Origin of the sequence: Demequina gelatinilytica (assembly GCF_000971115.1) — a bacterium.
Lineage (GTDB): Bacteria > Actinomycetota > Actinomycetes > Actinomycetales > Demequinaceae > Demequina > Demequina gelatinilytica.
The window spans coordinates 77,979-96,540 of record NZ_BBLV01000004.1 but is presented as its reverse complement, the minus strand read 5'-3'; the positions used below and the strand labels follow the sequence as shown (position 1 = coordinate 96,540).

Annotated in this window: 14 protein-coding genes; 10 read left to right on the top strand and 4 right to left on the bottom strand. The window is 69.6% G+C overall.

Translation table 11 applies throughout. The features are described from left to right. The first annotated feature begins 151 nt into the window (after positions 1 to 151). The 6 genes from AOM00_RS04280 to AOM00_RS04255 all read left to right on the top strand — a co-directional run bounded on the left by AOM00_RS04280 (position 152) and on the right by AOM00_RS04255 (position 10,832). Positions 152 to 2,530 carry a glycoside hydrolase family 3 N-terminal domain-containing protein gene (locus AOM00_RS04280; protein WP_062516606.1) on the top strand — a complete coding sequence of 793 codons (2,379 nt, stop codon included), beginning with the start codon at positions 152 to 154 and terminating at the stop codon, positions 2,528 to 2,530. A 154-nt stretch (positions 2,531 to 2,684) separates the two neighbouring features. After that, positions 2,685 to 3,101: a hypothetical protein gene (locus tag AOM00_RS04275; protein WP_062516605.1), complete on the top strand. Its 417-nt coding sequence runs from the start codon at positions 2,685 to 2,687 to the stop codon at positions 3,099 to 3,101. A gap of 133 nt (positions 3,102 to 3,234) precedes the next feature. Continuing rightward, entirely contained in the window at positions 3,235 to 6,198 is a 2,964-nt protein-coding gene (locus AOM00_RS04270; protein WP_228373399.1) for a glycoside hydrolase family 3 C-terminal domain-containing protein, read from the top strand. A 277-nt stretch (positions 6,199 to 6,475) separates the two neighbouring features. Continuing rightward, a complete protein-coding gene (locus AOM00_RS04265; RefSeq protein WP_228373398.1) occupies positions 6,476 to 9,046 on the top strand; it encodes a glycoside hydrolase family 3 C-terminal domain-containing protein in 2,571 nt (856 codons plus the stop codon). Between the two features lie 23 nt (positions 9,047 to 9,069). Next, complete coding sequence (locus AOM00_RS04260; RefSeq protein WP_228373397.1) at positions 9,070 to 9,804, top strand: GtrA domain-containing protein; 735 nt, start codon at positions 9,070 to 9,072, stop codon at positions 9,802 to 9,804. 11 nt (positions 9,805 to 9,815) lie between these two features. Further along, the gene (locus AOM00_RS04255; RefSeq protein WP_062516603.1) at positions 9,816 to 10,832 is read left to right on the top strand and encodes a glycosyltransferase family 2 protein; all 1,017 of its coding nucleotides are present in this window, start codon (positions 9,816 to 9,818) and stop codon (positions 10,830 to 10,832) included. Positions 10,833 to 10,851: 19 nt separating this feature from the next. On the opposite strand, the gene AOM00_RS04250 is transcribed toward AOM00_RS04255, so the two are convergent. From AOM00_RS04250 to AOM00_RS04240, 3 genes are read right to left on the bottom strand one after another with little or no spacing between them, the layout of a single operon-like run. Then, positions 10,852 to 12,144: an alpha/beta hydrolase-fold protein gene (locus tag AOM00_RS04250; RefSeq protein WP_062516602.1), complete on the bottom strand. Its 1,293-nt coding sequence runs from the start codon at positions 12,142 to 12,144 to the stop codon at positions 10,852 to 10,854. Beyond that, positions 12,144 to 13,454, bottom strand: a complete 1,311-nt coding sequence (locus AOM00_RS04245; RefSeq protein WP_062516601.1) for an ATP-binding protein — start codon at positions 13,452 to 13,454, stop codon at positions 12,144 to 12,146. The genes AOM00_RS04250 and AOM00_RS04245 overlap by 1 nt, the downstream gene beginning before the upstream one ends. Then, a complete protein-coding gene (locus tag AOM00_RS04240; RefSeq protein WP_082096579.1) occupies positions 13,451 to 14,164 on the bottom strand; it encodes a LytR/AlgR family response regulator transcription factor in 714 nt (237 codons plus the stop codon). The genes AOM00_RS04245 and AOM00_RS04240 overlap by 4 nt, the downstream gene beginning before the upstream one ends. Before the next feature lie 100 nt (positions 14,165 to 14,264). On the opposite strand from AOM00_RS04240, the gene glf reads away from it, so the two are divergent. Beyond that, entirely contained in the window at positions 14,265 to 15,407 is a 1,143-nt protein-coding gene (gene glf / locus AOM00_RS04235) for a UDP-galactopyranose mutase (protein WP_062516600.1), read from the top strand. 111 nt (positions 15,408 to 15,518) lie between these two features. Here the strand turns inward: glf and AOM00_RS04230 are convergent, their stop codons facing one another. Beyond that, the gene (locus AOM00_RS04230; RefSeq protein ID WP_062516599.1) at positions 15,519 to 16,199 is read right to left on the bottom strand and encodes an SOS response-associated peptidase; all 681 of its coding nucleotides are present in this window, start codon (positions 16,197 to 16,199) and stop codon (positions 15,519 to 15,521) included. A 156-nt stretch (positions 16,200 to 16,355) separates the two neighbouring features. On the opposite strand from AOM00_RS04230, the gene AOM00_RS04225 reads away from it, so the two are divergent. From AOM00_RS04225 to AOM00_RS04215, 3 genes are all read left to right on the top strand, one after another. Then, the gene (locus tag AOM00_RS04225; protein WP_062516598.1) at positions 16,356 to 16,874 is read left to right on the top strand and encodes a hypothetical protein; all 519 of its coding nucleotides are present in this window, start codon (positions 16,356 to 16,358) and stop codon (positions 16,872 to 16,874) included. Continuing rightward, positions 16,874 to 17,233 (top strand): hypothetical protein, encoded by a 360-nt coding sequence (locus AOM00_RS04220; RefSeq protein WP_062516597.1) that lies wholly within the window; start codon positions 16,874 to 16,876, stop codon positions 17,231 to 17,233. The genes AOM00_RS04225 and AOM00_RS04220 overlap by 1 nt, the downstream gene beginning before the upstream one ends. A 102-nt stretch (positions 17,234 to 17,335) precedes the next feature. Next, positions 17,336 to 18,562, top strand: a complete 1,227-nt coding sequence (locus AOM00_RS04215) for a TadA family conjugal transfer-associated ATPase (RefSeq protein WP_062516596.1) — start codon at positions 17,336 to 17,338, stop codon at positions 18,560 to 18,562.

Sequence of the window (18,562 nt, the reverse complement as noted above, 5' to 3'; positions counted from 1 at the left end):
CGGCCCGCTGATTGACTCACGTTCAGCACCCGAGGCGCCTCATGCGGCGTCGAGGGCGCGCAGCACCACCGCGCATGGCGCGGAGTCGACCGGCGCCGCCGGTCGATGAGGAGAAACCGATGGAGTCAACGATGACGAAGGGGGCACACGCATGAGGCCCACGCAGATCAAGGGTGTCGCGGCTTTCGCGGGCCTGGGTATCGCGATCACGCTCGCCGGATGCACGGGAAGCTCGTCCGACGACGACGCCAGCCCGTCCGCTGAGACGGCGACCGGCAAGTACACGACCACCGAGATCACCGACGGCACGACGACGTTCGTCAAGGTCGACAACCCGGGTGACGGCCCCGACCTGACCTACGGCGTCGACAGCGGCGTCACCCTCATCGACGAGGAGATCGACGGCGCCACGTACGCGTTCAAGGACATGAACGCCAACGGCACGCTCGACACCTGGGAGGACTGGCGCGTCGACTCGACCGAGCGCGCGGCGGACCTCGCCTCGCAGATGACGATCGAGCAGATCGCCGGTCTGATGCTCTTCAGCTCGCACGAGCGCTCGCCTGCCGACGGCCTGACCGACGCGCAGAAGGAGTACCTCGAGGGCTCGCACCTCCGCGCGGTGCTCAACGCCGCCGGTTCCGACGCCGCCGTCACGGTGCCGTGGGTCAACGAGATGCAGGCCTTCGTCGAGACGCTCGCGACCGACGACGCGGTCTACGTGCCGGTGAACTTCGCGTCCGACCCGCGTTCCGAGGCCGCCACCGGCGGTGTCTACAACGCCGACGGCGCGGACATCTCGCGCTGGCCCTCGAACCTGGGCCTCGCGGCGACGTTCGACGCCTCGTGGACGCAGCAGTTCGGTGAGATGGCCTCCGCGGAGTACCGCGCGCTGGGCATCACCACCGCGCTGTCCCCGCAGATCGACCTCGCCACCGAGCCCCGCTGGCTCCGCGTGGGCGGCACCTTCGGTGAGGACGCCGCGCAGTCGGCCGAGCTCGCCGCCGCCTACACGAGCGGCTTCCAGGGCACCGACGGCGAGTCCGTGTGGGGCGCCGACTCGGTCAACGCGATGATCAAGCACTGGGCCGGCGACGGTCCGGGCGAGGGCGGCCGCGAGTCGCACACCGCGGCGGGCAAGTACGGCGTCTACCCGGGGGACAACCTGGCCGAGCACGTCTCGGTGTTCCAGGGCGCGCTCGACTCGGCGGCCGTGATGACCTCCTACTCGATCTCGCTCGACGCCGACGGCAACGCGCTGTTCGAGGACCGCATGGGCACCGCGTACGACTCGGGCCTCATGTCGATCCTGCGTGAGGACAACTCCTACGAGGGCGTCGTCGTCACCGACTGGGGCGTCATGACCGGTGCCAACGACGAGGGCGCGTTCATCGCGACCGCGTGGGGCGCCGAGGACCTGACCCCGGCCGAGCGCTACGTCCAGGTGCTGAGCACCGGCCACGACATGTTCGGCGGCGTCAACGACGCGACCTTCCTCCTCGAGGGTGCCGACCTGTGGCAGGAGAAGTTCGAGGCCGGCGAGCTCGACGTGGACGCGGAGACCCGCTTCCAGGAGTCGGGTGCGCGCATCCTCAACATGTTCTTCGCGCCCGGCCTGTACGAGTCCGCCTTCCTCGACCCCGAGGAGTCGGCAGAGGTGCTCGCGTCGGCCGACAAGGTCGAGGCCGGCTACAACGCGCAGCTCGCGTCGATCGTCATGCTGAAGAACAACGGCGTGATCGGTGACGGCACCGACTGGTCCGACAAGACGGTCTACATCCCGCAGACCAGCGACAACGGCCTGCCGAGCCTGTTCGGCGAGGCGACCTACAGCCAGGGCCCGGGCCTCGACCTCGACGTCGCGGCTCAGTTCTTCGGCACCGTGGTGACCGACGAGGTCGAGCTGGACGCCGACGGCAAGGTCGTCAGCTACACCACGCCCGACCTGTCCGACGTGGACCTGGTCCTCGTGGGCATGAAGAGCCCCACCACGGGTGCCGTGTTCGGCAACTCCGGCTACGACATGGAGACCGGCGAGTACTACCCGCTGTCGCTCCAGTACCGCGAGTACACCGCCGACGGCGACAACGTCCGCAAGGTCTCGATCTCGGGTGACATCCTCGAGGACGGCACCAAGGAGAACCGCTCGTACTTCGGCAACTCCGTGACCGCCTCCAACGAGGCCGACCTCGACGCCTTCGAGCGTGCGGTCGCCGCGGTCGAGGCATCGGGCAAGGACATCCCGGTCGTCGCCACCCTCAAGGCCACCAACGCGGTCATCCCGGCCGAGTTCGAGGCCGACGCCGACGCGATCCTCGTGAGCTTCGGCACCTCCGACCAGGCCCTGGTCGACGTGGCTGTCGGCAACTACGAGCCCTCGGGCCGTCTGCCGATCCAGTTCCCGGCGAACATGGACACGGTCGAGGCGCAGCAGGAGGACGTCGCGAAGGACATGACCCCGTACACGGACGCCAACGGCAACGCGTACGACTACGGCTTCGGCCTCAACTACTCGGGAGCCATCTCCTAAGTAGGAACGCAGTACCTGGGATGTGGCCGGCGGCGACGCCGTCGGCCACATCCCGCCCCCAGAGGTCCTGTCACGCAGGCGCGTGACCCGGGTTACGGTGGGCGACCCGACCGCGGGAAGGTTCCGCGGCTCGACACCAGTGAGGAGCAACAGAATGAACAAGAAGGTTCAGGCCACCGGCCTCGCGATCCTGCTCGCCGCCACCGGAGCCTTCGGGCTCGCCGGGTGCTCGAGCGACTCGGGCGACGCCGCCGCATCGGGCGATGCCGCCGTGGAGGAGACCACCACGGTGGACGTCGCGGAGGACCTCCAGAACGCGCGTCAGGCCGTGCTCGACGCGCTCGAGGACGACGCATGGGCGCAGGTCATGCTGGCCAGCGACGTCGACGCGCCGACCGTGAAGTACGGCCTCATGGTGATGCCGTTCGTGGCGAGCGACGCCTCGGAGCGCGTCACCGGCACCGTCACCATCAACGACGGCGACAAGTTCGTCATCGAGGCCGACTCGGCCGCCACCGGCCAGACCTGGCAGATCGACCAGGACGGCAACATCACCGAGGTGACCGAGTAGGCGCAAGCCTGCTCCACGCACCGGGAGCGACAGGGGGACGATGCGCACGCGTCGTCCCCCTGTCGCCGCCGCGGCAGGCCGCCGGCTCCATCAGCGCCGCCGCACCCCATGAAGCTGTGAAGGAGACCCTGTAGTGAACGCACGCCCGAGGAAGGACGCCGCTGCCAAGAAGCGGATGTCCAACAAGGCATACCTGTCGATCTGGATCCCTGTTCTGTCGTTCGTGGTCGCGCTGACCATCGTCGCGAACATGGCCCTGATCATCGCGGGCGGCTGGGTCGCCTCGCAGTTCGGCAACGGCACCTACGAGTTCACCAACGCGGAGGAGTCCGCCGGGTGGGACACCTCGTACTACGAGTCCGACTACGCGGACATCGACGAGGTCGACGCCGCGGCCCAGGCCCTGGTCGAGGAGATCGCCGCAGGCGGCATGGTCCTCGCGAAGAACCAGGACGACGCGCTGCCGCTCGACTCCGGTGCGGCCGTCACGATGCTGGGCCGCGCTGCCGCGGACCCGGTGTTCGGCGGCTCGGGCTCCGGCTCGGTCGACACCAACTCGGCCATCACGCCTCGCGTGGGCCTCGAGAACGCCGGCTTCTCGATCAACGACGCGATGTACCAGACCATCGACGCGTACACCGAGGACACCAAGCGCGGCCACATCGAGATGGACCGCCCCGACATCTCGACCTACGACATCGGCGAGCTTCCGGTCGACCAGTACGAGTCGCAGGTCTCGACCTTCGCGGACTACGACGACGCCGCCGTGGTCTTCATCGCCCGTCCGGGCGGCGAGGGCGGCGACCTCACCACCGACATGACCGGTGTGGACGCCAACGCGGTCGAGGGCCAGCACCAGCTCGAGCTGAACCAGGACGAGCGCGACATGATCGCGCTGGCCGAGGAGAGCTTCGAGACCGTGGTCGTCGTGGTCAACGCCTCGACGACCATGGAGCTCGGCGACCTCCAGCAGGACGACGGCGTCGACGCCATCATCCTCGCCGGCTCGCCCGGTGCGACCGGCTTCAACGCGCTCGGCGGCATCCTCTCGGGTGACGTCAACCCCTCGGGCCGCACCACCGACACGTGGGCCGCGGACTTCACGGCAGACCCCACGTTCGTCAACTTCGGCAGCTACTTCTACGAGAACATCGAGGCGCACTACCCGGTCTCCGCGACCGAGTCCGCGACCTCCAACGCGTCGGTCACCACCAACGCGCCGTTCGTCAACTACGCCGAGGGCATCTACGTCGGCTACCGCTACTACGAGACCGCCGCGGCCGAGGGGTTCATCGACTACGACGACGCCGTGGTGTACCCGTTCGGCTACGGCCTGAGCTACACCGACTTCGCGTGGGAGATCACGGGCACCGAGGCGGGCGACGTGGACGGCACCATCGCGGTCACCGTCGAGGTCACCAACACCGGTGACGTCGCCGGCCGCGACGTGGTCGAGCTCTACTACACCGCCCCGTACACGCCCGGCGGCATCGAGAAGTCCGAGGTGGTCCTCGGCGGCTTCGACAAGACCGGTGTGATCGAGCCCGGCGCCTCGGAGACGGTGACCATCGAGCTCGCGGTCGAGGACATGGCGTCCTACGACTACCAGGATGCGGCCGCGTACGTGCTCGAGGCGGGCGACTACGTCCTGTCGCTGCGCACCGACTCGCACCACGTCGCCGAGGGCACCGAGCCCTTCACCTACACGGTCGGCTCCGACATCGTCTACTCGGGCGAGAACCACCGCGCGTCGGACCTCGCCGAGGTCACCAACCAGTTCGACGACGTCTCGGCGAACTTCTCCGCCGACGGCGCCGACGGCACGGTCCAGATCATGTCGCGTGCGGACTTCGCCGGCACGTTCCCGACCGCCCCGACCGCCGAGCAGATGATCGCCTCCGACGCGACCGTCGAGGGCTTCGAGGCCTGGGACTACGACGCGGCCGCGGAGGCCTTCGAGGGCGACAAGCCCACCACGAACGCCAAGTCGGACCTCCAGCTGATCGACCTGCGCGGCCTCGCGAAGGACGACCCGCTGTGGGACGAGCTCCTCGACTCGCTGACCGTGGGCGAGATGACGGACATGCTGCTCAACGGCGCGTACCAGACGGCCGCGATCGGCTCGATCGCCAAGCCGACCACGCTCGAGCCCGACGGCCCCGCCGGCTTCTCGTCGTTCATCAACTCGTCGATCAACGGCACGGCCTACCCGTCCGAGTTCCTCATCGCCCAGACCTGGGACGTCGAGCTCGGCGCCGCGATGGGCGAGATGCTCGGCAACGAGGCGCTCCAGAAGGGCATCAACGGCTGGTACGCACCCGCGGTGAACCTGCACCGCTCGCCCTTCGCGGGCCGCAACTTCGAGTACTACTCGGAGGACCCGTTCCTGTCGGGCGCGATGGCGACCTCGGTGGCCAACGGCGTCGCGAGCAAGGGCGTGTACGTCACGCTCAAGCACTTCGCGATGAACGACCAGGAGACCAACCGCGTCGACAACGGCCCGGCCACCTGGGCGACCGAGCAGACCATCCGCGAGATCTACCTCAAGCCCTTCGAGATGGCCGTCAAGGACGTCACGATGGACGTCGAGTACCTCGCTGACGACCAGGGCACCACCGCCGAGACCACCATCGGCATCGGCGGCATCATGAGCTCGTTCAACCGCATCGGCGCCACCTGGACCGGCGGCTCCGAGGCGCTCATGACCAACGTGCTGCGTGAGGAGTGGGGCTTCGAGGGCTTCGCGATCACCGACTTCAACCTGTACCCGTACATGAACCCCAACCAGGGCATCTCGGCGGGCACGGACCTCACGCTGACCTTCCAGCCGTCGAAGTCGTTCGGCGACACGTCGTCGGCGAAGGCGGTCACGGACATCCGCAACGCGACCCACAACATCCTGTTCACGGTCGCGAACTCGAACGCCATGGACGGCCTGGCCCCGGGCGCGACGGTGGACTACACGCCGCCGACCTGGGTGGTCATCCAGATCGTCTCGACCGTGGTCGTGGGCCTGCTGGTCCTCGGCGGGATCTTCATGGTGGTGCGCCGCGTGCGTCGTCACCGTGCGGTCCCGGCGACCCCGACCGATGCCTGACATCGGCTGAGAGACCCACGGTGCCGGGCCCCGCGATGGCGGGCCCGGCACCACCTCAGGCCCGAGGCGCCTCAGCGCCTCGGGCCTTTCCCATGCGCCCGCACCGGGGCGGCGACCTGGGACGATGCGCGTCCGGCGGCATGTCCGCGACAGAACGTGCGGCCCATCGGGCAGGTTGTGCAGGACCGCCTGTGAACGCTCGCAGCACACGGCTTAATTGACTGACGGCATCGACCCGCGGACCTCGCGGGCCGTCGACGAGAACAACGGAGTTGCGATGACAAGCCGAGAGAGCCACCGGGCCGACGCCCGTACCGAGGCCGCGGCTGCATCGTCCGCCCGCACGCGAGGCGGTCTCACCGCCCCGGTGGGCCACGCCGCCGTCAAGGAAGGAACCGCCACCATGACCGACGAGCTCACCCTGCTCGAGAAGGCCGCCCTGCTGAGCGGCGAGAGCGTCTGGGAGACCCGCAGCGTGCCGCGCGTGGGTCTGCGCGCGCTGAACCTCTCGGACGGCCCCCACGGCATCCGCAAGCAGCTCGGCTCGGGCGACCACCTGGGGATCAACGGCTCCGCGCCGGCCACGTGCTTCCCGACCGCCGCGACCGTCGCCAACTCCTGGGACGTGTCGCTCGCCGAGCAGATCGGCGAGGCGCTGGGCGCCGAGGCCGCGGAGCTCGACGTCGACGTGGTGCTGGGCCCCGGCCTCAACATCAAGCGTTCGCCGCTGTGCGGCCGCAACTTCGAGTACTTCTCCGAGGACCCGTACCTGTCGGGCAAGCTCGCCGCCGGCTACGTGCGCGGCATCCAGTCGCAGGGCGCCTCCGCGTGCCCCAAGCACTTCGCGGCCAACAGCCAGGAGCACCGCCGCATGGCGAGCGACTCCGTGGTCGACGAGCGCACGCTTCGCGAGATCTACCTCACCGCCTTCGAGATCGTGGTGCGGGAGGCGGCGCCCAAGGCGATCATGTCCTCCTACAACATGGTCAACGGCGTCTACGCGCACGAGAACCCGCACCTGCTGCAGGACGTGCTGCGCGACGAGTGGGGCTTCGACGGCGCGGTGATCTCCGACTGGGGCGGGTCCAACGACGCCGAGGCGGCGGTCAAGGCCGGCGGGACGCTCGAGATGCCGTCGCCCGGGCTCGACTCGGCCCGTCAGCTGCTCGCGGCCGTCGAGGCCGGCACGCTCACCGAGGCCGAGCTCGACGTGCGCGTCGCGGAGATGCGCACGCTCGTGGACCGGATCGACCCGTCGCTCGCCCGCAAGGTCGACGCGCAGGCGCAGCACGAGCTCGCACGCCGCGTCGCCGAGGCGAGCCAGGTGCTCCTCAAGAACGACGATGCGCTGCTGCCCCTCGCGGCCGGCACCCGCGTCGCGGTCATCGGCGACTTCGCCGAGACCCCCCGCTACCAGGGCGCCGGCTCCTCGCTGGTGAACCCGACGCAGCTGTCCACGGCGCGCACGGTCCTCGACGGCTCGCCGCTCGACGTGGTGCGCTACGCGCAGGGCTTCCGCCGCACGGGCGGCGCTGACGAGGCGCTCGCCTCCGAGGCGGTCGACGCCGCGCGTGAGGCCGATGTGGTGCTGCTGTACCTGGGCCTCGACGAGACCAGCGAGTCCGAGGGCAACGACCGCACGCACATGGAGCTGCCGCTCAACCAGGTCGAGCTGCTCAACCGCCTGCGCCAGTCCACCGACCGGATCGTCGTGGTCCTGTCCGCCGGCTCCGCGGTCGAGATGCCGTGGATCGACGACGCCCGCGCGATCGTGCACGGCTACCTGGGCGGCCAGGCGGGTGCCGAGGCGACCGTCAACGTCATCACCGGCGCCGTGAACCCGTCGGGCCGCCTCGCGGAGACCTACCCGCTGCGTCTCGAGGACAACCCGTCGCACCCGTACTACCCGGGAAAGGAGTCCAGCGCCGAGTACCGCGAGGGCCTGTACGTGGGCTACCGCTACTACTCGACCGCCGAGGTCCCCGTGCTGTTCCCGTTCGGCTTCGGGCTGAGCTACACCACCTTCGCGTACGGCGAGGTGACGGTGGATGCCCAGGGCGCGACGTTCACGGTGACCAACACCGGCAGCGTCGAGGGGTCCGAGGTCGCGCAGCTGTACGTGGGCCGCGTGTCCGCGGGGGTGCACCGCCCGTCGCGCGAGCTCAAGGGCTTCCACAAGGTGCGCCTCGCGCCGGGGGAGAGCGCGACGCTCACCATCCCGTTCGACGAGTACACGTTCCGCCACTTCTCCGTCGCCAACGACTCGTGGGCCGTCGAGGCGGGCGAGTACTGGATCGGGATCGGCGCCTCCGTCGAGGACATCCGCGCCTTCGCCCATCTCGAGGTCGCGGGCCGTGCCGCCGACGCGGACGCGGATCCCGCCCCGGAGCCGTATGCCACGGGTGCCGTCGGCTCGATCACCGATGCCGAGTTCGCGACCCTCCTGGGGCGTCGGCTTCCCGAGCTCGAGGGCGGCCGGCGCATGCTCGAGGCGAACTCGCCGCTGCTCGCGATGCACCAGGCCCGCAGCCCGCTGGCCCGCCTCGCGGCGAAGGTGCTGCGCTCGCTCATCGCGCGCTCCGAGCGCAAGGGCAAGCCCGACCTCAACCTGTACTTCCTCTACAACATGCCGTTCCGTGCCATCGGGAAGATGACCAACGGCGCCGTGTCCATGGAGATGGTCGACTCGATCGTCACCATGGTCAACGGTCGCCACCTCGCCGGCCTCGGCGGCATCATCAGCGGCTTCTTCCGCGGTGCGCGCACCGGCAAGCGGCTCGCCGCCGAGCTCGCCGAGTCCGGCCGGCGCCCCACCCCTTCCACCGACTCCGTGCGCACCGGCGCCTGATCGACCTTCGAGAGAGAGCAACGATGTTCCAGCCCCTGATCCGCGCGTGGCGCCGCTTCGAGGAGCGCCGCCCCAACACGGCCCAGTTCCTCATGTTCTTCGTCTTCTCGAACGCGGTCACGGCGCTCCAGCTGGCGCTCATGCCGATCCTGCGCTCGTGGCTCGACGGCACCGAGCTGCTCAACACGACCTTCCAGGTGTTCCCGGTCGGCTCGAACGTCGACGGCTCGCAGTACTTCATGTTCGACTACCCGGCGGGCGCGATCGGCGACGGTGGCGGCGGCGGCCTGTCCTACTTCCTGTCGGTGCAGATCACGCTGGCGATCGCGCAGATCATCAACTTCTTCCTGCAGCGCAACATCACCTTCAAGTCCAACACCTCGCCGTGGATCGCGGCCATGTGGTACTTCATCGCCTACGTCGCCATCACCTTCGTGGCGGCCGCGGCCCAGGGCTTCTACAAGGCGCCGCTGTACGACTTCTTCATCAACACGCTCGGATGGGGCACCACCGGCGAGACGGTGGCGGACGTCACCACCATGGTGATCAACTCCGCGATCTCCTTCTGGGTGTTCTTCCCCATCTTCAAGCTCATCTTCCGTCAGGTGCCCGAGCAGGACCAGGACGGTCAGGGGTCCCAGCCCGCGGCGGCTATCGTTTCCACCGAAGAAGGCACGGCCGGCTCTGCGCCGGTCCCCGCCGCGGTCATCGAGCGCGACAGCGCCGACGCGACGCGGGACGAGCACAAGGACGCGTAGAGGACCCCACCATGCACCCCACCCTGACGGTGGTCGTCCCCTCGTACAACGCTGAGGGATGGCTGGAGCGCTGCGTCGACTCGCTGCTGATCGGCGAGACCGACATCGAGATCCTCATCGTGAACGACGGCTCGACCGACGGCACGGGGGACATGGCGGACCGCTACGAGGCGGCCCACCCCGGCATCGTGCGGGCGATCCACAAGCCCAACGGGGGCCACGGCTCGACCATCAACGTCGGCATCGACGTCGCCCGCGGCCGCTACCTCAAGGTGGTCGACGCGGACGACTGGGTGGACGGTGAGGCGTTCGCGACGCTGCTCGCGACGCTGCGAGGCTTCTCCGGGGACCAGGAGCTCGACCTGGTGCTGAGCAACTTCGTGTACGAGAAGGTGGGCCGGCGCCGCAAGCGCGCCGTCCGCTACCGCAACGTGCTGCCGCAGGGCAGGGTGTTCGGCTGGGACGAGGTGGGGCGCTTCCGCACCGGTCAGTTCCTGATGATGCACTCGCTCGTGTACCGCACGGGCCTGCTGCGCGAGTCGGGGCTCCGCCTGCCGGAGCACACCTTCTACGTGGACAACCTGTACGTCTACCAGCCGCTGCTGCACGTGACGTCGATGTACTACCTCGACGTGGACCTCTACCGGTACTTCATCGGGCGCCCCGACCAGTCGGTCAACGAGGCCGTGATGATCCGCCGGATCGACCAGCAGCTCAAGGTGAACCGTCTGCTCATGGACGTCGAGGTCAGCCCGTACGAGGTCGCCCCGGCGCTGTACAAGTACCTGCTCCACCACCTTCAGGTGGTGTGCGTGATCTCGTCGACGATGCTGCTGCGCTCGGGGCGTGACGAGGACTTCGCGCGCAAGGTGGCGCTGTGGCAGGACCTCCACTTCGACGACCCGGAGGTCTACCGGCAGCTCAAGCGCGGCGCTCTCGGACGCATCGTGCACCTGCCGGGCAAGCCTGGCCGCAAGGCGACGGTCGCGGCCTACCGCGGCGCGTCCTGGGCCCTGCAGCTCAACTGATCTCGCGAGGGACGATGCGTCACCCGGCGAAGGCCGTGGTGGCGAGGAAGTCGCCGAGCATCTGCCGCCACACCCACCACGTGTGGCCGCCGTGCGTCGCGTACGTCGCGGCGTCGAGGCCGGCCTCGCGGTAGCGCGCCGCGAGCTCCTCGAAGTCCTCCGGCGCGGGCGCGAGCGCGTCCTCGGCGCCGGTGCCCAGGTGCACGGCGCGTGCGGTCGCAGCGACCGCCAGGTCCGCGTCGCCCAGCTCGGCGGCGGCCGGGCTCGCGACCGCCTCCGGCATCGACCAGATGCCGTAAGCGCCGAACAGGTCGGGCTGCGTGAGCAGCAGGTGCTCGCTGAGCCGCGCGCCCATCGACAGGCCCCCGAAGGCGCGCAGCGCGGGATCCGCGGTCGCGTCGAGCTCTGCCTCGGCGTAGGGCAGCACGCTGTCGATCAGCTCCGCGGTGTAGAGGTCCCAGAAGTCCGGGTCCGCCATGCCGTCCTCGGACAGGCCCTCGAAGGCCGTGGTGACGGCGACCACGGGCGGGATCACGCCGTCCGCGATCGCGTGGTCGAGCAGCTGGGCCGCGCCTCCCTCGACCCACCACGAGGCCTCGTCGCCGCCCGCGCCGTGCGACAGCACCAGCAGGGGATAGGGCTCTGTGCGGTCGGGGTCGTAGCCCGCCGGCAGGTACACGCCCATCCGGTGCTCGCCCGCGGGATCGATCGAGAGGTCCGAGGGGTACGTCCGGACCTCGACGGTGCCCTGCTCGGCCGCGGCGGTGGGCAGCTGGCCGGCCGCATCGTACGTGGGGTGCGCCTGGTCCACGGGCACGAACAGCTGTGACCAGGCCTGCGTCGCCCCGGGCTGGGCCTCGAGGGGCGGCGGGTTGGCCGGGTCCGCCGCGACCGTGCACAGCAGGATGACCGAGCACTCGCGCGTGACGAAGCCGTAGTTCCACAGCCCCGCCGGGACCGCCGTGGTGAGCTCCCACACCCCGTCCTCGCCGCGCGTCATCTCCGCGAGGTCCTCGGCGAGCGGGGGCGCGCTGACGTCACCCTCGGACCACTCGTCGCCCAGCCAGGACCAGCTCGCGCCGGCGAGGCCCACGGCGTCGGGCTCCGTGAAGTACAGGTCGCCCGCGAGCCATACGGCCTCCGCCTCGGGCGCGTCGAAGCGGAACGTCACCTCGTAGCCCGTGGGGGACGATGCGCTCGCCACCACCTCCGGGCTCGTGAGGGGCGCGGTCGGGGAGGGTGGGGACGCGCCGCAGGCCGTGAGGGCGAGCGTCGCGGCGGTGCCGGCCGCGAGGAGGGTGAGCCTGCGCATCAGTCGGGGATGGGGACCATGAGGCGAAGGATGAACCAGCCGTCCTCGGTGCTCACCGTGAGGCTGCCGTCGTAGCGCTCGGCGACCTGGCGGATGTTCTTGAGGCCGTAGCCGTGGTGGTGCGCATCGTCCTTGGTGGTCGCGGGGAGGCCGTCGACCAGCGTGAGCGAGCCGCCGAACCAGTTCTCGAAGCGCGCGAGCGCGAAGTGCCCCTGGCGGTAGACCGCGACGCGGATGAGGCGCTGCTCGGGGTCCTTGACGCGGGACGTCGCCTCGATCGCGTTGTCGAGCGCGTTGCCGAAGACCGTGACGACGTCCATGACCTCCATGAAGTCGACCACGGCGCCGTCGACCACGCTGGTCACGGTGATGCCCTCGAGCTCCGCCTGCTCGGTCTTGCTCGAGAGCATCGTGTCGACCACGGCGTTGCCGGTGTCGACCGCCATCGCGGAGTAGCCGCGGACCGAGCGCTCGAGCTGGTCGACCATCTCCGAGCGCAGCGCCGCGTCCGTCTCGTTGCGGATGGCCGTGATGTAGTGCTTCATGTCGTGGTAGCGCGCGTTCACCGCCTCGCGCTCCTGACGGGAGCGCAGGTACTGCTGATGCTGGTGGCGCAGCAGCGAGTTCATCGACTGCACCTCGACGGCGCGCTGGAGCTGGAGGCGCTGGCTGCGCATCGCGTAGAGCGCGATGAAGCCCGCGAAGTCCACGAGCGTGCGGATGTAGTAGATCTCGGGTCCGTCGCGGCCGCTGAACGGGGTGTCGCCCGTGACGAAGCTGAGGTTCGACATGAGGAACGTGACGAGCGCGATCGACAGGGTCGAGGCCAGGATGCGGCCGTCGATCGGGATCATCTCGTTGGGCGGGAAGTTGCGCCGCTCGGCGAACCACGCGGCCGTGAACCCCGTGCCGTAGAGGATGACGATCAGCGCGAAGCGCCCCCAGCCCCACGTGTCGCCGCCGAAGAAGTGCTGATCCAGCTGCCACTCGAGCGACGCGACCAGCTCGCCGAGCACGAAGGCGCGCGCGAGCAGGTCGCCCGCTCCCTTGGAATCCGTGTCGACGCACACACGGATGAGCGCGTACATCGCGCCCACGGCGAGCACCATGCCGAGCGACCACAGGCCCAGCGGCAGGGTGCCCGCGAACTTCTGGACGCCCCACAGCACGCCCAGGCCCACGAGCAGCGCGCCGATGAGCGGGAGCCTCGACAGCCGCTTGGGCACGAGCGTGATGTAGAGCAGGCACGCGCCCCACTCGGCCAGGGCCGTGAGCGCGCGCGGGATGTCCTGGAGGGCGTCCTCGATCACGCGCGCTGCCCGTCGACGTACTCCGCGAGCGCGTCCATGAACGCCTTCTTGCGCGGCCGGCTCACCTGGAGCTCGGCCCCGCCCACCATGACGCTCACGTTCTGGTCGACGCGCTTCACGTGACGCAGGTTGACCAGGTAGCAGTTGTTGGAGCGGAAGAAGCCCATGTCCGCGAGCTCCTCGTCGAGCGCCTTGAGGGTGCCCGAGAACGAGTAGCTGCGGTCCAGCCCGTGCACCGTGATGCGGTGCTTGACGGACTCGACGTAGACGATCTCTGCCGGGTCGAGCCGCACCACCGAGTTGTTGATGGTGAGGGTCACGGCTCGCGTCTCGCGCTTGCGCAGGCGGGCGAGCGAGCGCGTGAGCTCCTGGGCGAACGCGAAGTACGGCACGGGCTTGAGGAGGTACGTCATCGCGTCGACCTCGTAGCCGCGGATCGCGTACTGGCCCATGTTGGTGACGAAGATGATGAGGACGTCCGTGTCGACCTCGCGGATGCGGTGCGCGGCGTCGAAGCCGTCCATGTGGGGCATCTCGACGTCGAGGAACAGGATGTCGAACTGCGGACGGTAGTTCGCCACCGCCTCGCGCCCGTCGGGGTACGCGCGGATGTCGAACTCGAGCGTGTTCTCCTCGGCGTAGCGCGCGAGGTGCTGCATGAGCGTGTCTCGGTACGTGGCGTCGTCCTCGACGATCCCGATCCTGAACACATCACTCCTTCAGCTGCCCCTCGGCCGTCCCAGTGTAAAACGACGTCACACCTGTCCGGCCCGCCCTTGCGTCCTGCCGCCGCGCTCTAGGATTCATGGCATGACCGATCTCATCGTGGTCGGCGCCGGCCTGTTCGGGCTGACCGTCGCCGAGCGCATGGCGGAGCTCGGGCGCCAGGTCCTGGTGATCGACCGGCGCGACCACATCGGCGGCAACGCGTACTCCTACGCGGACCCCGAGACCGGGATCGAGGTCCACCGCTACGGCGCCCACCTGTTCCACACCTCCAACGAGCGCGTGTGGGAGTACGTCAACCGCTTCACGGGCTTCACGCCGTACGTGCACCGCGTCTACACGACGCATCGCGGCGAGGTGTTCCCCATGCCCATCAACCTGGGCACCATCAACCAGTTCTTCCGTTCCGCCTACGGCCCCGAGCAGGCGCGCGCGGTCATCCGCGAGCAGGCCGCGGAGCTGGGGGAGCGGGAGCCCGCCAACCTGGACGAGCAGGGCGTCCGGCTCATCGGGCGGCCCCTCTACGAGGCCTTCATCCGCGAGTACACGGCCAAGCAGTGGCAGACCGATCCGCGGGAGCTGCCCGCGTCGATCATCTCGCGCCTGCCGGTGCGGTACTCGTACGACAACCGCTACTTCAACGACCGCTACGAGGGCCTGCCCGTCGACGGCTACACCGCGTGGTTCGAGCGCATGCTCGACCACCCTCGCATCCGGGTGCAGCTCGGGGTCGACTTCCTGGACCCGGCCTCGGAGGTGTCGAAGGATACGACCGTGGGGCGCGTTCCGGTGGTCTACACGGGTCCGCTCGACCGCTACTTCGCGGACATCGAGGGCGCGCTCGGGTGGCGCACCATCGACTTCGAGTGGGAGGTCATGCCCACCGGAGACTTCCAGGGCTGCCCGGTGATGAACTATGCGGACGCAGACGTGCCGCACACGCGCACCATCGAGTTCCGCCACTTCCATCCCGAGCGCGCGGACCGGTACCCGGCGGACCGCAGCATCGTCGCCCGCGAGTTCTCGCGCTTCGCGGAGCACGGCGACGAGCCGTACTACCCGATCAACACCCCCGCCGACCGCACCAAGGTCGAGGCATACCGCGCGCTCGCGGCGCGCGAGGCGGGCGTCCACTTCGGTGGACGGTTGGGCACGTACCAGTACCTGGACATGCACATGGCGATCGCCTCGGCGCTGTCGCTGGTGGACAACACGCTCGCGCCGTAGCCACCCCGCCCTCTCCCCCTCCGGAAGTGGTAGATCACTCCCCCTCCGGAAGTGGTAGATCACTGTCGCTTCTCGCGGATCTCCGCGCGGCAGTGGTGGGTGAGTGTCGCTTCAGAGGGGCAGCACGAGCTGCTCGCCCTGGTTCCTGATGTTGCCCACGTCGCGCCCGACCTCATGCCAGGTCAGCGCGGGCGCGGGCGCGGCGATCACGGCGAAGAGGTCGTCCTTGCCGGTACCCGCGTCGAGCCAGGCGGCCGCCTCGTCGTGCAGGAGCATCACCGGCTGGCGGTCGTGGATCTCTTGCATCTCGTCGCGCGCCGCGGTGGTGACGATCGAGCAGGTCGCGAGCCACGGCGCCTCGTCGCCGAGCGCCTTGTCGCGCCAGAACTCGAACAGCCCGGCGAGCGCCAGGGGAGCGCCGTCCTCGGTGTGGATGAAGTAGGGATGCTTGACCCCGTCGACGGTCCTCCACTCGTAGTACCCGGACGCCGGGACGATGCAGCGTCGCTTGGCGAAGGCCGAGCGGAAGGACGGCTTCTCCGCAACGGTCTCGGAGCGCGCGTTGAACATCTTGGAGCCGATGGACGGGTCCTTGGCCCACGAGGGCACCAGGCCCCACCTGGCGAGCTCGAGCGAGCGGCCGGCCTCCTTGCGCGCGACGATGATGCTGGTGTCCTGCATCGGCCCGATGTTGTAGCGCGGGGCGAGGCGCGCATCGTCCGCGATCACCGCGATCTCGAACGCGTCGACGAGCTCCTGCTCGGTGAGGAAGTTGGCGTAGCGGCCGCACATGCCTCCAGCCTAGGCATGAGCGCTGCGGCGCGAGCTGGAGCCCGTTGCAGGCGCGACCTTCGGGAGGTTGAGCGCTTGCATGCCGCCTGCTTTGAGAGGTATATCTAGCAGGCAATTCGCGGGCGCGTGCGAACGCTCGCGGAAACGGGGGACCGGGTGTCCGGGTTCAGGACGCATGTCGCGCTGGTGCTGGGGCTGACGGTCGCGTCGGGTGCTGCTGCACCCGCGAGCGCGACGCCGAGCCTCGGAGAGGTCAGGATCGCCTCGGAGCAGACACGGCAGACCTGGGGTGCCTGCGGGATCTCAAGCTCGTCCTCCAAGACGGTGGCGACCTTCGTCCGCTACGGGGTCGCCAAGGCGTACCTCTGGCGCGGAACCGAGAGGTGGGGCTTCCGGCATATCCAGGCGGGCCATGCGTCCCAGTTCGCGACGGTCGCCGCGGGGACGAATCTCGCCGGCAACTGGCGGTACATGGCCGACTATGCGATCCGGAACGTGCCGATCAGCCCGTCGGCGAGCGTCTACCAGGGTGCCAACAAGTATTGCTGCTCACACCAGCTTGCGCTGCGCGATGCGCGCACCGGCAACGTGATCCGCAGGCAGACCTTCCGCGTGGTGGTCGACCTGGTGCAGCGCAAGATCCTCACGGCCTTCCCGAGCAGGAGCGCGTGCTGATGGCAGCGGGTGACGGCGAGCATCGGCTCGGGCTCGAGGACCTGGTCGAGTTCTGGAGGCGCCACCGCACTCAGCCGATCGAGCGCGTCGACGACGGGCTGGCGGTGGCGCGCGAGCGCGATCTGGTCGACCCCGGCGTCGAGCCGTGGGCGACGGTGCAGTTCTCGCCGGGGCAGCTGCGCGCCATCATCGAATGGGTCGTCAGCGGGGCCGGGCCCACCGAGGATCCCCTGTCCATGGTGGCGATGTACATCGACGAAGGCGTCAACAGCGAACGTGGCGCACGCTCCGATCGCTTCCACTGGGAGCTCCGGCGGCACGGCGGCTACTGGCTCGTGCCGGTCGACGACGGCGCCTGAGGGGAGAACGGCCCGCGGCGATCGGTCGCAGGGCATCCTGCCAGCACCTTTGTTCTCCACACCCCTTGTCCCAAATGTCCGGATAGGGATAGCGTCGCCGCCATGGGGGGCGAGGCGCACGCGCACATCGAGGACGAGGTCCGCGCGCGCATCCGAGCCACCGGGGTCGACCCGGCCCGTGACCCGCGCGCGGTGGAGGCGCTCGTCGCCCAGGCGATCGACGCGTGGGACGAGCGCGCGCTGCTCGGCGGACGCGCGCCCGTGCCCGACCGCTCGACGCTCGCGCGCGCCGTGACCGATGCCGTCGCGGGCCTCGGTCCGCTGCAGCCGCTCCTCGATGACCCCACGGTCGAGGAGGTCTGGATCAACTCGCCCCACGAGGTCTACGTCGCCCGCGGCGGGGTGAGCGAGCTCACCAGCGTGCTCCTCTCAGCGGAGGAGGTCCGTGCGCTCGTCGAACGCATGCTCGCGCTCGCGGGCAGGCGCCTCGACCTCAGCTCGCCGTTCGTGGACGCGGCGCTTCCAGGAGGGGAGCGGCTCCATGTCGCGATCCCCGACGTCACCCGGCGCCACTGGGCCGTCAACATCCGCAAGTACATCGCGCGCGCCTCGGACGTCGACGACCTGGTCGCGCTTGGGACCCTGACCCCGCCCGCCGCACGGTTCCTCGCGGCTGCCGTGCGGGCGGGTCTCACCGTGCTGGTCTCGGGCGGCACCCAGGCCGGCAAGACCACCACGCTTGGAGCGCTCGCAGGAGCGATTCCCGCGCGCGAGCGCGTCATCACGTGCGAGGAGGTCTTCGAGCTCTCGTTGCCGCTGCGTGACGTGGTGGCCCTGCAGTGCCGTCAGCCGTCGCTCGAGGGCACCGGCGAGATCACGCTCCGCCGGCTGGTGAAGGAGGCGCTGCGGATGCGGCCCGACCGCATCGTGGTCGGGGAGGTGCGGGAGTCCGAGGCGCTCGACCTGCTCATCGCTCTCAACGCCGGATTGCCAGGCCTGTCGACCGTGCATGCCAACTCCGCACGCGATGCCCTCGCGAAGATGTGCACCCTTCCTCTGCTTGCCGGCGACAACGTGTCCGACCGCTTCGTGGTGCCCGCGGTGGCCGCCGCGATCGACCTGGTGGTCCATCTGGGTCTCGACGCGGACGGCCGCCGCCGCGTACGCGAGATCGTCGCCGTGACGGGCCGCGTCGAGTCGGGCGTGATCGAGACGTCCGAGATCTTCGCCTCGCGTGGCGGCGGACTCGCCCGCGGCACCGGCTTCCCGCCGCATGCGGACCGCTTCGCGCGCGTCGGTGCCCCGCTGCACGAGCTTCTGGCGGCCTGA